This is a genomic window from Paenibacillus sp. J31R109, from assembly GCF_059692055.1.
In genome coordinates this window covers 70,470-85,256 of sequence record NZ_JCAUAR010000001.1, presented here as the reverse complement: position 1 = coordinate 85,256, position 14,787 = coordinate 70,470, and the positions used below count along the sequence as shown (strand labels likewise).

General features: G+C 45.1%; 11 protein-coding genes. 2 read left to right on the top strand and 9 right to left on the bottom strand.

What is annotated here, in order from left to right; all coding sequences use genetic code 11:
• Positions 1-127: 127 nt before the first annotated feature.
• The 3 genes from AC58QT_RS00330 to AC58QT_RS00320 are packed head-to-tail and all read right to left on the bottom strand — an operon-like array spanning position 128 to position 3,651.
• Positions 128-1,714, bottom strand: coding sequence for an extracellular solute-binding protein (locus tag AC58QT_RS00330; protein WP_497407251.1), 1,587 nt, complete (start codon positions 1,712-1,714; stop codon positions 128-130).
• Positions 1,715-1,761: 47 nt separating this feature from the next.
• A complete protein-coding gene (locus tag AC58QT_RS00325) occupies positions 1,762-2,646 on the bottom strand; it encodes a carbohydrate ABC transporter permease (protein WP_310226561.1) in 885 nt (294 codons plus the stop codon).
• Positions 2,647-2,679: 33 nt separating this feature from the next.
• Positions 2,680-3,651 (bottom strand): ABC transporter permease, encoded by a 972-nt coding sequence (locus AC58QT_RS00320; RefSeq protein WP_497407250.1) that lies wholly within the window; start codon positions 3,649-3,651, stop codon positions 2,680-2,682.
• Between the two features lie 253 nt (positions 3,652-3,904).
• On the opposite strand from AC58QT_RS00320, the gene AC58QT_RS00315 reads away from it, so the two are divergent.
• The gene (locus AC58QT_RS00315; protein WP_497407249.1) at positions 3,905-5,899 is read left to right on the top strand and encodes a beta-galactosidase; all 1,995 of its coding nucleotides are present in this window, start codon (positions 3,905-3,907) and stop codon (positions 5,897-5,899) included.
• A 112-nt stretch (positions 5,900-6,011) separates the two neighbouring features.
• On the top strand, positions 6,012-6,770 hold the full coding sequence (locus AC58QT_RS00310) for a YheC/YheD family protein (RefSeq protein ID WP_497407248.1): 759 nt from the start codon (positions 6,012-6,014) through the stop codon (positions 6,768-6,770).
• 138 nt (positions 6,771-6,908) lie between these two features.
• Here the strand turns inward: AC58QT_RS00310 and AC58QT_RS00305 are convergent, their stop codons facing one another.
• From AC58QT_RS00305 to AC58QT_RS00280, 6 genes are all read right to left on the bottom strand, one after another.
• Entirely contained in the window at positions 6,909-7,952 is a 1,044-nt protein-coding gene (locus AC58QT_RS00305) for a glycoside hydrolase family 88/105 protein (RefSeq protein WP_497407247.1), read from the bottom strand.
• Between the two features lie 24 nt (positions 7,953-7,976).
• On the bottom strand, positions 7,977-8,756 hold the full coding sequence (locus tag AC58QT_RS00300) for a carbohydrate ABC transporter permease (protein WP_497284481.1): 780 nt from the start codon (positions 8,754-8,756) through the stop codon (positions 7,977-7,979).
• 64 nt (positions 8,757-8,820) lie between these two features.
• A complete protein-coding gene (locus tag AC58QT_RS00295; RefSeq protein WP_310226550.1) occupies positions 8,821-9,723 on the bottom strand; it encodes a carbohydrate ABC transporter permease in 903 nt (300 codons plus the stop codon).
• A 220-nt stretch (positions 9,724-9,943) separates the two neighbouring features.
• Complete coding sequence (locus AC58QT_RS00290; protein ID WP_497407246.1) at positions 9,944-11,278, bottom strand: ABC transporter substrate-binding protein; 1,335 nt, start codon at positions 11,276-11,278, stop codon at positions 9,944-9,946.
• Positions 11,279-11,374: 96 nt separating this feature from the next.
• The gene (locus AC58QT_RS00285; RefSeq protein ID WP_497407245.1) at positions 11,375-12,937 is read right to left on the bottom strand and encodes a response regulator transcription factor; all 1,563 of its coding nucleotides are present in this window, start codon (positions 12,935-12,937) and stop codon (positions 11,375-11,377) included.
• A 3-nt stretch (positions 12,938-12,940) separates the two neighbouring features.
• Positions 12,941-14,689, bottom strand: a complete 1,749-nt coding sequence (locus AC58QT_RS00280) for a cache domain-containing sensor histidine kinase (protein ID WP_497407244.1) — start codon at positions 14,687-14,689, stop codon at positions 12,941-12,943.
• Positions 14,690-14,787: the final 98 nt, after the last annotated feature.

The following is a 14,787-nucleotide window of genomic DNA, read 5'->3' as shown; positions in this document are numbered from 1 at the left end:
TGTATTTTCGCAGCAATTCTTCGATAAAGGGTCTATTCTCCTTAAAAAAGATGTATTTTTGCAGTTCTCTGCTCATAACGAGATGCTTACTATGTTAAAAAAGCACCCTCACGGGTGCTTTTCCATCTTATTTCTTTGCAGCTGTATAAAGATCGTTCATTTCCTTCACCAAGTCATCTCCGCCTGATTTCTTCCAAGTTTCGAACGCTGTTTTCAACGCTGCTTCGTCACTTTGACCGACGATGAATTTAATACGTGCATCATTGATAATGTTATCCAATTGTTGACCTTTTTGTGAGTAAACCGTTGAGATAAACGGCTCTGCAGGGTTGGCAACGATGTTGGCTTCTGCTTCTTTTTGAATCTTAGCCGTTTGTAGACGAAGCGGTGTTTGCTTCACTTTCAAACCGCGATCTTCCGGAATAAACGGCAGCATTTGGTTCAAGCCTTCTACTTCGGATTCCAACAGCGCTGTTTCCTTGCTTGGCACTAGTGCATCGCCGTCTTTCGTGTAATGCTTCCCTTCAATGCCATAGCCAGCTAGGGTTTGAAGATCAGGTTCGTTCATTTGATCCAAGAATTTCAGAACGCGTTTCAGTTCCTCTTCCGTCTTCACACCTGATTTGGAAACCGCCAAGATCCCGGCAAATCCGGAAGTAGGCAGTGCTTTTAAGCCATTTTTACCAGTGACTCCAATCATATTATCCACATAGTGAATGTTTGGATTATCTTTACCATCCTTCGCTAATGCCGCATGAATACGATCATCGATACGTGCAGCTGTATCGGTCACGTCAACAATAACACCTGCTTGATTGTTAACAACCGGATCGTTCCACTTCGCTGAATCAAAGACGGCAAAGTCTTGATTAATCAGCTTCTCATCGTAGAGCTTTTTCATGAATTTAAGCGCTTCCATATACTCCGCTGTTTGATGCTCAGGCACAAGCTTCCCATCTACAACGCCCCATTTGTTCGGTGCTCCGAACCAAAGCTTCATCGTATCAAACCCGCTTGCCCATTGTCCTGTCCATTTGACCAAAACCATGCCATACGTGTCGTCTTTACCGTTCTTATCAGGATCTTTCTCTTTGAATGCTTTCAGCATCGCGTAGAAATCATCAATCGTTTTGGGCTGCTGCAAACCGACAGCTTCCAGCCAGTCTTTGCGGTAGTTGATCCCGTTACGGCCTAATGCACGACCACGATAAATGCCATAGTTTTTCCCCTCGATGGACGAGTTGTTCATAATGACTTGGTTGGCTTTACTCAGGTTCGGGTAATCTTTCAGGTATTTCCCAATTTCCCAGAAAGCGCCCGATTTCGCCGCGTTAACGAAGCTTGGGTTCTTCACATCACCCACATAGATGATTTGAGGCAGCTTGCCTGAGGCCAGCGTGATATTAAATTTATCAGTGTAGGAGGCATTCGGCACCCACTCCAGATGAATATTCGTGTTCGTTTTCTTCTCAATTTCAGTTGTAACCGGCCCATCATCTTTCGGAAAATTTGTTTTGAAAATCGGAAGCATGATGCTCAGATCAAGTGGTGCCAGATTCTCTGGTGCTTTGGTCTGTGTTGCTGCTTGTGTGGCGGAAGCGGATGCTGCTGGTGTTGCCGTACTCTCTTTGTCACTACTGCAACCAACGACTGTTGTCATGACGGCTGTGCCTACGGTTGCTACGGTAACCCATTTTTTCGCATTTTTCTTCATCTAAACATGCCTCCTCTAGGTTATGGACTTGCCTCTATCGTATTCCGTTACCCCTTGACCGAGCCGATCAAGACCCCTTTGGCAAAATGTTTTTGCAGGAACGGATAGACAAGCAAAATCGGTATGGTGCCCACGACGATCACGGCCATTTTAATGGATTGCTCGGGTGGTTTGACGAAATTCGGATCCATGGAGTTGATATCCCCCGCAGCAGCCTGGGACAATAAAACAATCTGTCTCAGCATGACTTGCAGCGGCCATTTGGCAGGATCGTTGATATATAGCAAAGCTGAGAAAAAGTTGTTCCAATGACCGACGGCATAAAATAGTGTAAAAGTAGCCAATACCGGCATGGATAACGGGAGTACGATTCGCCAGAGAAGACCGATCTCTGTACAACCGTCGATTTTCGCAGCTTCCTCTAACTCGGGAGGAATCTCTTGGAAGAAATTTTTGACAATAATCAAGTTAAAAGCGCTAATCGCACCTGGAATCATTAATGCCCAGTAGGTGTCCAACATGTGAAGTTCACGTACAACTAAAAATGTCGGAATTAAACCGCCGCCAAACAACATCGAGAAAATAATGAGATTCAGAACAGTATTCCTTCCCATAAGTCCTCGCTTCGACAAGGCATAGGCCATCGTAACGGTGAAGAACAAGTTCACGAAAGTCCCAACAACCATGACATAGAGGGATACCCCAATACTTTTGATAATCGTGCTTGTTGAGAAAATAAAGCGATAAGCCGCTAAAGTAAACGTCTCCGGAATAAGGAACACCGCACGTTGTGTCAATTCGGCATCAGATGCGAACGACCCTGCGATAACATACAGAAATGGCAGTATAGAAACGATACCAATAATACCTAGTACAAGATAATTACTTATATCGAAGATGGTTCCGGGAACGCTCTTATATTGCTTTGCCAAAACCGCTCTCCTCCTTTACCTATAAGTTTCGTATTAATAAATGCCAGATTGTCCAAATCTCTTCGCTGTCCAGTTCGCACCAAGTACCAAAATGACACCGATAACTGCTTTAAATAAACCAACTGCTGTACTGTAACTAAATGCCCCCTGCGTGATCCCCATCATATAGACATAGGTATCAAATACTTCGGCTACTTCCCTGTTCAGTGGATTCAGCATGAGGAAAATTTGCTCAAAGCCGTTATCCAACACATCGCCCATACGCAGGATTAGTAGAATAACGATTGTGCTCCGTATGGATGGCAGTGTAATGTGCCATAACTGTCTCAAGCGATTGGCTCCATCTACAATAGATGCTTCATATTGTTCCACATCAACCCCAGCAAGCGCTGCAAGGAAGATAATCGTGCCAAACCCGCATTCCTTCCACATCGTTTGCATAATGATCATCGGCCGGAACCATTCAGGACTAGCTAAGAAGTCAATTTTATAACCGAAATGTTGCTGCAAAAGCTCATTAACCAGTCCGCCTTGCGTCGTAAGAAAAACATAAGTTAAGCTGGCCACGATGACTAAGGAGATAAAGTGCGGCACATAAATTAGCGTTTGAATGGTACGTTTATACATACTGACCTTGATTTCATTCAATAAGAGTGCCAGTATAATCGGTGCCGGGAAATAGAACAGCAAGTTATATAAGGAAAGCAACAGTGTATTACGGAGGAGCATGAAGAACTCTGGATTTTGAAAAAAGACACGAAAATGTTCCAAGCCAACCCATTCACTCTTCCAAAAGCCAAGAAAAGGCTGATAATTCTTAAAGGCAAGCAGCACACCCCACATGGGCACATATTTAAAAATAAGGAAATATAACAATCCCGGTGTCAGCAACGCGTAGATCCATTTATCCTTGCGCAACCTTGCCCACACCTGCGATCTGCGAAGCCCTTTCGCCTCGCTCACTTGTACCAGCTCTCTGTTATTAGGAGCAGTTGCCTGCTTCATCCTTTTCACCTCCATGTCATGATCGCCTTGTGAGCGTTTGTAGCCCTATTATGCAACACGTGACATTTACCGCCTATCAGACATTTTTGTAAGCCCTTCCACACACGTTTTTTCAACCTCTATCAAGAAAGTGCAAACCGTTCAAAACAGTTGAAACACCCTAATATTTCCAGCAAGAATGTGTTATTGCCCTTGGGCATGGTAGCACTTATAGTAGAAACTAACTTTTAGATGTAGAGGATGGTTGATGGACATGGGAAACAAATTGTACCACGGCGCTGCCTGGTATCCAGAGCTTTGGAATGAAACAGTCATTGCCCAAGATATTGAACTTATGAAGCAAGCAGGCATGAATGTCGTAAGAATTGGCGAGTTCGCCTGGTCCAATATGGAACCAACAGAAGGAAATATTGATCTTACTTTTTTTGTGCGCATGGTCAATCTCTTGCATGAAAATGGCATTGATACCGTGATGTGCACGCCGACGCCTACACCGCCAATTTGGTTCACGCACGGACATCCTGAGCGGATGTATGTGAATGAGCAGCTGCAAGTCATGGGCCATGGCTCCCGTCAGCATGCCTGTACAAATCATCCTTACTTCCGGGAAAAGGCTGCCACCATCACCAAGCACATTGCTCAGGCCATTGGACGCTTACCAGGTCTTATCGGTTGGCAGATCGACAATGAATTTAAAGCACATGTCTCGGAATGTATGTGTGGAACTTGCCTTACGCAGTGGCATGACTGGCTGGAAGAACGTTATGAAACCGTTGAAAAGCTGAATGAAGCATGGGGCACGCAAATTTGGAGTGAATACTACCACAGCTTTGAGCAAGTGCCGCAGCCTGGTCCTGTACCGTTCTTGCACAACTCCTCCCTGAGTACGATGTATCAACAATTCTCCATGGAAAAAATAGCCCAGTTCTCCGATGAACAAGCGGCTATCATCCGCCAATTCTCTGACGCGCCCATCACGCATAACAGCAGCGTTGCATTCAGTGTGGATAATGAACGTTTATTCCGCGAGCTGGATTTCGCCTCTTTCGATACGTACGCGACCTATGATCACCCTGCCAACTATTTATTAAATAATGATCTGTGGCGGAACTTTAAGCGCGGACGGGATTATTGGATCATGGAGACAAGCCCCTCCCATGCTGCTTCATTGGCGAGTTATGCGAAGCCACATCCGAATGGGTATCTCAAAGTCGAAGCTGTCGCTGCCTATGCTTTGGGCGCAGAAGCTTTCTGTTATTGGCTGTGGAGACAGCAGCGTGCAGGCTGTGAGCAGCCTCATGGTTCTGTAATCAGCACTTGGGGCAAGCCTACGATTGGTTTCCCGAATGTGTTAGAGGTTGAGCAGGCTCGAAAAGAGATTGAAGCTACGATCTTAGCTACTCGTCCTACACAAGCTGAGGTTGCCATGACCTATTCGGATCGCTCCAAAGCGTTCTTGAAAACTGAACCGCATCAGAAGCTGAATCATCGCGGGCTTGTAACCTCGTTCTATGAGCGGATACTACACCTAGGGCTTCACCGAGATATCGTGCCGGAAGGTTCGGAACTAGCGGGTTACAAGCTGCTATTCACACCCTTCCTCCCTTATATTTCATCGGATTTCATGGAGCGTGCTACAGCATTCGTTGCCGAAGGCGGAGTATGGGTTGTTGGCCCACTCACTGGTGGACGAACGGAGGAACACACCTTGCATACGCATGCAGCCTTAGGAAATTTGGAGCAGCTCGCTGGTGTAGAGACGATCTACACGTTCCCTATGGACGGCAGTGGATCGATCGGCAGTGCCTTTGATATCGCGGCTCCATTATCGCTGTGGAGTGCAGTCTTCGAACTAAAGGAAGCCGTTGCTATCGGAACCGTGGAAGCAGGATTAACACCTGGATTAGCTTTCCTTACCGAACGGACCTATGGCCAAGGTAAAATCGTCATGCTGGGCTCCATGCCAACTGGCGAGGAAGGCGAGAGACTATTGAACAAACTCATTACGCATTATGCGGATGATGCTGGCGTTACCCTCCGCACTAATGTGACCGCAGGTACAATTGTCGCTCCGAGACGAGGAGATGGGTATGATGTGTGGATCGTCGTTAACATGGACGGTAATGGCGGCAGTGTGACACTCCCACAAGATGGCATCGACCCTGTCACAGGTATGAAATACCGTGAAGGGAAACTAACGTTAGGTCGATACGAGCATAAGGTCATTCAATTTGCCGGCCTCTTGTAGAAACCGTTCCATTTTATCAACGAATGTACCTTTTTGAAGCTATCCACTGGGTAAACGCACTGACAAGCAGCATTCGCCTCACATACGCTGTCTAAAAAGAGGTGCACACCTTATGGCAGCTTATAAAAGCAGTTCGATAAAGAGTAAGTGGGTTAAAACGAAATGGCTGCTTCAACATCATGAATTACGCCAATATGTCCCTCGGACCTTGCTTTTTACGAAGACGAATTTGGATACTATGATTGATTCGTATAAAACTGTCTTCTTTAAGCCTACAGGCGGCTCAGGCGGTTCAAATATTATCCGTATCAAGCGGAGAACGAAAGGCTTCCAGACCCAATTGAATCGCAAGAAAAATTTCTATTCAACGCAGAAGAAACTGCATATCAGACTGTCCAATCACGCTGGTAAGCGGTCCTATTTACTGCAGAAAGGGATTTCACTTGCAAAAACAAAAGGAAGACCTTTCGACATCCGTGTTATGGTGCAAAAAACGAATCAAGGAAATTGGATCACCACGGGACTCTTCACCAAAATTGGAAGACCAGGCAAAGTAGCCACCAATTATAATCAAGGCGGAACGATTGGGTATTTCAAACCGACGATGCAAGGTGCAGGCTATTCGAAGGCCGATATCCAAGAGCGGGAAACGCATTTGAAACAGATGGGTGTAACTGTCGGCAATACCTTTGATTATCACAAGCGAGGTTTCCGTGAACTAGGTCTCGATGTCGCAATCGATTCCAAGGGTAATCCATGGATCTTGGAAGTGAATACACGCCCACAGTTTTATCCGCTGAAGAACATGTCTAATCGCAAGTTGTATCAGCGAATGGTGAACACAGGTAAGCAGTATGGGCGGAAGAAGTAAATAGCTAGATTCATGACTCAAAGAAAAACCTCCAGTTAAGTTTGGCGTTTCTGTGCGTTTCGCAGAGAATGACCATTTTTAACTGGAGGTTTTCCATTTAAACCAAATTTTCAAGTTGCCGTGGGTTTGCTGCTACCACTAACACCCGTTCCCAAAACTGTTTTTCTTAGAATTCAACACCTCAGCTAAGAAAGTCAACGTTAATCCTTGTCCCCAGCCTTGGATGCGCTTGTCAGGTACGCCTTTGTAGCCTTCCGCATTTTTCATGACAGCTGTACCAGCCGATACGCCTGTTACTGTGCCATCCTCGGTAATTCGTGCCAAGATACCGTCGATCGACTTCTGTGAATACTTATTGTACAGTCTTCCTCGCGTGAGTAAAGCTGTCGCAATCCCTGATGATCCGGACGTTTCCAGCGGAGCTGTTACATCATCCAGAATGGTGTGCCACAAGCCTGACTCATCCTGCAGTCGAACAAGTGCACTTAGTTGATCTCGCAAGGAGCCATCAATAATCATAAATGAAGGATGAGTGACTTCTACGAGATGGAGTGCGCGTGCCATCGTGAGCGCTGCCCATGAGTTACCGCGTGCCCAGAACATGGCGGACATATTATTTTGAGCAATATTGTCCCATCCATGATAGTACAAGTTCGTTCTCGCATCCTGCAGGACATTTTCATGTCCATGATACTGTTTCAAACCTAACTCGAAATAATCATCGTTATTCAGCAATTTACCTACACGCAGCAGGAAGTAACCAGCCATAAACATGGTATCTACCCAAGCCTGTTCGGGGAAATTATACGTTTCGGAATTAACGGTGTGCTGGAGAATATCATCCCCAAAGCGCTCCGCTTCTGTCGTTAGGAAATTCGCCATTTCCTTTACCGTGTCCAAATATTTCTCTTCTTTCGTCACGTCATACAAGGTGAGTAAGGAATGTCCGATGGACACCGCATTAACCGAAAGCTTCGGCAAGCCATCTTCCATATTTTCATCCACCCAAGCTTTCAAACGGGTTAGATAGCTTTCATTCCCTGTCGCTGCATAGGCCTCACTAACACCATAGAATGCGACACCTCCGGGCCAATCCCAGCCGAAATCCATTCGAAATGTACGATCTACCACGCGGTCAATTGCTGATCTGATTTCATTTTCGTCAAATACTAATTTAGGCATATCTTCAAGTTCTCCTCTCATCCTCTATCCTTTCAAACCACTCGTACTAATCCCTTCAACAATGTACCGTTGGAAAATGAAGAATACAACAACAATCGGTACAAGTGACGCGGATGCCATGGCGAACATGCCTCCCCAGTTATTCACGGATTCTCCGTCCAAGAAAAGCTTCAAGGCTAGAGACACGGGGTACATACTCGGTTTGTTCAAGTAAAGCAGCGGGTTAATGAAATCTTCCCAGCGCCAGTAAAAGGAGAAGATCGTTGATGTAATAAGCGCTGGAACGATAAGTGGCACCAAAATCCGGAAAAAGATGCTGTATTTACTACAGCCATCCATCTTAGCAGCTTCATCGAGCTCGATCGGAATGGTCCGAATGAACTGCATAATCAGGAAAATAAAGAATGGAATCGCAAAGAATTGCGGCACGATAATTGGTTTAAAGGAACCAATCCACGCTAACTTCGCAAAAAGAACATATTGGGGAATGATTGTAACGTCATGCGGAAGCATCATCGTTAGCATCATGCAACCGAACCAGAAGTTTCTCCCGAAGAATGGGATGCGGCCAAAAGCATAAGCAACGAGGGCTGAGCTGACTACCGCGCCAATCGTCGACAGGATTACGATATAGAACGAATTCATGAAAAAGCGACCGAATGAATTGCCTGCGAAACCTCTCCAGCCCGTCTGAAAATTCTCCCAAGCAATCTTGCTCGGAATTAAGCTGTACGCGGTTGAAAATATTTCACTATTGGGCTTCAACGAGCTTGCAAGCAACCAAATGATAGGATACATCATCATGAGTGACAATAGCACTAGAAGGAGATGATAGCCAAAGCGTTTGTAGTTGTTGGAATATGCCATGTTATTTCTCTCCTTTGTTTTCGTAGTAAACCCAGTATTTCGAAGTTTGGAAAATAACGAGTGCAATGATACCGACAAGAATGAGCATCACCCACGCCATTGCGGAAGCATAACCCATTTCGTAGAATTGGAACGCTCGGCGGTATAAGTACAACGAGTAAAGCAATGTATTGTCTAGCGGTCCGCCTTCGCCGCGGGAAATAATGTAGGCTGGCGTAAAGGTCATAAACGCAGAGATGGTCTGCATAATCAGGTTGAACAAGATAATTGGGCTGAGCAACGGAAGCGTGATTTTGAAAAATTGGCGTACTTTATTCGCGCCGTCGACGCTAGCCGCTTCATAATAAGAAGCTGGAATGTTTTTGAGACCTGCTAAGAAGATGAGCATGGAAGACCCGAACTGCCACACGGACAACGCAATCAGTGTCCATAAGGCCGTCGATGGATTTCCGATCCATGACGTATCTGTATGAATTCCGATAACGCCTAAAGCGGAGTTCACCAAGCCTTTATCCCCGAACACTTGCGTCCACATGATGGAAACCGCCACGCTTCCGCCGATCAACGAAGGCAAGTAAAACGAGGAGCGATAAATGCCGATACCTGAGACTGCTTTATTCAGTATCACCGCCACCATTAAGGCGAAGGCAAGTCGCAATGGCACGCTGGCGAATACATACGTAAAGGTTACACTGACTGATTTCCAATACTTGTCGTCCGCTGTAAACATTTTTTCATAGTTGTCAAAGCCGATAAAATTCGGTGCATCAAACAAATTGTAATCCGTAAATGAATAAAAGAGTGAAGAAATAATCGGATACAGCGTAAAAATGAGAAACCCCAGAATGAAAGGGGAAGCAAATATGTACCCCACCAGGTTATCGTTATAACGCAGCTTGTTCATTGGTGATCAACCCCTAACCTTGATTTATGAAGTGGAAGCCTCGCTTCCTCTCTTCTCTACCTTTATTATAAAAGAGTTGATTCACTGCCAGAAGGCAAAAAACCGTTCTGTTTGTATAAATAACAGAGTGATAATAGCGTTTACACGGTTCTAACAACACGCTTTTCGAACACGAAGAAAGCCTCCGCATAAGGAACATGCGGAGGCTTTCTTGCCGAGCTTATTTTTTGTTTTTAGCCAAGATTGCTGTCGCATCCTTACGGAATTTCGCAGCGCCCTCTTCAACTGTCAACTTTTTGTACATGATTTGTTCAGCGGTATCTTTCAGCAGTTTCTCTACTTCAACAGAACCAATCGGACTTGGCGGATCCATCGGGGAAGCATTTTTCTCTGCCCAAGCTACGTACTCAAATACTTTCTTTTGTTCAGGCGTCAAGAGCGGCATTAAAGCTTCTTTCACTTTAGAGGAAACCGGTACACCGCGCTCACCCATAATAATTTTGTTCGCGTCGATATCATTGATCAAGAAGTCGACGAATTTCGCTGCTTCTTCTTTGTTCTTGGAGTTTTTGGAAACAGACCAGAACATACTAGGTTTCAAGAATAGCGCTTTGTTTTGACTCCAGCTCGGTGTCTTCATGATGTCAAGTGAACGTTTCGCAGCTGTATTGAACCCAATGAACTGGTTAGACCAAGCGAATGTAGCAGCTGCATTGCCTAGTACCATTTCATCGTCTTCCGCTGTTCCCTTTTTCTGTGCTAATTTATCTAGCGGCAGCAAGTAACCGGAATCATACCATTTTTTGTACATCGTGTAGTAGTCTACGAACGCTTTGTCATCCGCATAGCCAAGTCCAGCGCCATCAGCCGCGTATAGCTTTTGTCCAACGCTTCTCAGATAGAACGGGAAGTACACGTCATGACGAAGATCGCCGGCAAGCAATTTGCCTTTGGCTTTCAGTGTCGCGCCGACAGCATCTAAGTCTCCAAATGACCAATCATCTTTCAAAGTAATGCCATTATCTTTCAACATTTGCGGATCGATCGTGCCACCAAGTGCATTGGATCCTGCGTTCATCGCAACCAGTTTACCTTCAATTTTACCGCCGGAAAGACTGTTCTCAGCAATATCTTTCACGTTCAGCACACCGCTAGTTGTAAATGGTGTCAAATCTTCCAATTGCCCTCTAGTTCCATATTGTGTGAGGTAGGAAACGTCCATTTGGAATACGTCCGGCAATCCGTTAGCAGCAGCTTGTGGAGCAAGCTTCTTCCAATAATCGTCGAACGCGGCGTACTCAGACTCGATTTTCACGTTCGGATGCTTCTGTTGATACAATTCAATCACTTTCAGCGTATAGTCATGACGCGCTTGACCGCCCCACCAAGAAACACGCAATGTAACTGGATCTGCTTTAGCAGTTGTCGTAGGCGCTTTACTTGCAGCTGGACTAGCGCCTGTGTTTGGTGTGCTTGTTGAACTACTTGAACCGCTCGTCCCACAACCTGCAAGTAATAGCGCCGCCGAGATAACCGTAAACATGACTTTTTTCATCTGTAATTTCCTCCCCAAAGTTGTAATCGTTTTCTTTCTATTCGTATTATCGCGCTGGAAGGAGGAAAGGTTAATCCAAAATACAGACCTATTTGTTTAAAATGCAGAGGTGTCTGTCGATTTCATATACTCAGAAGGTGTCGAACCCCGGTATTTTTTGAAAACTTGACTAAAATATTGAGGATTGTCTCCGAAGCCAAGTCGCTCCGCAAGTTCAAAAATTTTGATATCCGTGTCTGCCGCAATCATTTCCGTCGCACGATTAATTCTTGCTTTCATGACATAATTGGAAAACTTCTCTCCCGTTTCCTTCTTGAATAGTTTTCCGAGATAATCCGCATTCATATACAACATGTCATGTGCAACCCAATTCAAGCTGAGCTCCGTATTCCCAAGCTGGGAGTTAATCACATCCATCACCTTCTGAACAATCGCACTATGCTTCACTTTGTTAAGGCCATAGAAGCGTTCCGTCATGCTGAGTACCACATTTTCCATGAAAGTCTGAATATTCTGAAGCGTATGCATGTCCACAATCAAGGGGATTTGCGTAAAATAATGATTCATTTCTTCAGGTGCGCATTGTCGAACTAGGGAAACGAATTGTTGAATGACATAAGACTTCGTTACATCAATGTCCAGCTGCGCTTCCTTCAATCCTGCAATAAAGGCGTGCAGAGCTGCCTCCGCTTCCTCACGGTGACCGGATCTCACGGACATATTAAGCCGCTCCTCATCCCAGCCTAGCTCTCTCGGTGATGCTTCTTGCGAGACTTCGGTATCTTTGCGGGTAATTAAGCTGCCCTCTCCCAAATAAAAGCGATAATTCAACAGATGCAAGCATTGCTTATACAAATGTCTAGCTTTGGTAATATGGCTAGGTTCACTAAGCGCAATCGTTGTGTCCATTTTGTAATACGTCTGAAACGTATCTCGTATATGATAGATCCGCTCATGGAGCTGATCGATATGGTCGGATTCTTCCAGGAGAATTAAGACATGATTTCCGATTGTCGTACTGAGCAATGGGCTCTCAAGGATTTCCTGGGCAATATTCTTGATCGCAAACAGATGCTCGAACTCAAAGCTGCCTTCCAACTGAAACAAAAGAAGACGGATTTGATAGTCAAAATCAAGTTTGAATAAACTGCGGAAATAGTCCCAATCCCAATGGCCATACGTTTTATTCGTCACGAATTCCTTTAAGAATTGTTCCTTCACATGCGGCATCACTTTCTCAAGTTCAGCTTTCATGTTCAGAACGAACGACTCTTTATTCGTCTCTTGTTCAAGCTCAGCTACAATTTCCTGCAGCGCTTCGCCAATTTTACCTTCGTTCGTTGGCTTTAACAAATAATGCTTAACCCCGTACTGCATGGCTCTACTCGCATAATCAAACTCACCGAAGCCTGACAGCAAAACGAAGCGAATCTGAGGATAAGCCTCATGTACCCGAGCCACAAGCTCGAGTCCGTCCATGCCAGGCATGCGAATATCACTGATAATAATATCCGGCATCTGCACCTGGATGAAATCGAAGGCTTCCACCCCGTTCCGCGCAGTCCCGATTAGCTCTGTTTGTAAGGAGGACCAATCCATCATACGTGAAATGCCATCTAGAATGATTCTCTCATCGTCAACTAATAATACTTTGTACATCTCTTATTCCTCCTGACCATTTGGTAAACTAAGTATGATCGAAGCCCCATGCTTCACTGCCTCATCTACACGAATCCCGTAATCTTCCCCGAAGGCAAGCTTTATCCGATCATCGATATTCAAAAGTCCAATCCCCTTGCCTTTCGTCGTCACTTCACCACTACGTAATCTGTCAATCATCCCTTTCGGGATGCCTGGTCCCGTATCCTCAACGGCAAGGAAGATCCCCTCTTCGGTGCTCCAGCCTCGAATCGAGATTTCACAAGGTTCAATCGTTGACTCTAGCGCATAATGAATCGCGTTCTCCATCAAAGGTTGGAGTGTCAGCTTGGGAATGGGGCGATTCATTAAGTGTTCAGGTACGTCCAGCTTGAATACCAGTCGCTCCTCGAAGCGAATTTTCTGAATGGTCACATAACTTCGGACAATATCGATTTCTTCCCCGAGTGTAATAATTGGTTCCTTCAAATCGACGGAGTGCCTCAGCAAATACGCTAGCGCTTCCACCATCTCCGAAATTTTCGCTTGGCGATTCACCTTTGCCATCCAGTTGATCGACTCCAGCGTGTTATAGAGAAAATGAGGATTGATTTGAGACTGCAACGCTTTAAATTCCGTTTCTTTAATCAACAGACGATTGGCATAATTTTCTTGAATTAAGGTGTTAATACGCTCGATCATGAATCGGAAGCTTCGCTGCAAGAGGCCAATTTCATTCATGGCGACCTGTCCGCCAGGGGGGAATAAATTCGCTTCCTCGAAGTTTCCTTTCTCTGCAAGCTTCATGCGTACCATCAATTCGTCGATCGGCCGCGTTAAGCTGTACGAGAATCGGATGCCTATAAGAATGACAACCACAAAGATGGTAATAAACACGAAAACAACCATTTCTTTAATAAAAATAATCCGATCAAAAATCTGATTAAACGGCGTAATATTCAAATATGTCCAACCTGTATTCAATGACTGTATTTGGGCAATGAAATACTCTTCACCATCAATTTTCTGGATTTCATAGCCCTTCCCATTGTTCATCGGAGCGGCGATCCGCGTCCAATCAAAAGAGGGATTACTTGGGAAGATAACGTTTCCATTTGAAACGATCATCACATCCCCCTCTTCGGGTGCAATATCACGGACAATTTTATCAATATTAATCCGAATGACTAGCGTACCTAAATAGTCCAAATCAAAGTTTGTTTTATGAAACGAGCGAATTTCACGCGTCGCAATCAACGCCGAATCTTTACTGTCGGGATACAGCCAACGGTTCTCCCCCATGCCTTCAGCGGCCATATCCAGGATATGCTTTTTCCGCTCCGCATCCATTCGCATGATATTACCGCCCTCATGCTCGTTTCCTTTGGCATCCATAATTTGAATCGAATAGAGATAGGGCTCTTCACCCGAATAACTGATCAGCCGATCGACCAAGTATTGACTAATGATCAGACGGTCATAATCCGAAGGATTCCTTTTAAGTGATGTCAACCATTCCTGCACTTGCTCCTCTGCCAAAATCCGATAAGAAAGCTGCTGCAATCGCTTGAGCTCAGTTTCAATGGCGGTCGACGATAAATTAAGCACGCGAGAGGACTTCTCATAGATTTGCCCATCGTAGATTGAGAAGACATATTGCTGTATCAAAATAGTAAACGTCAACGAAACAGCGATAATCATCGTTATCAAAATGGATAATTTGTTCTTGATCTTCATGTGCCGGTAAGTATCTAGGACGGAACGTAAACCCATGGCTGGCCGACTCCCTATTTCGTTTTGTTATCGATTATGGCATCCATAAGGCCAATGGTCAACGGTCTGATACTGGCAAGCCCTCTGTGTCGTAGTCA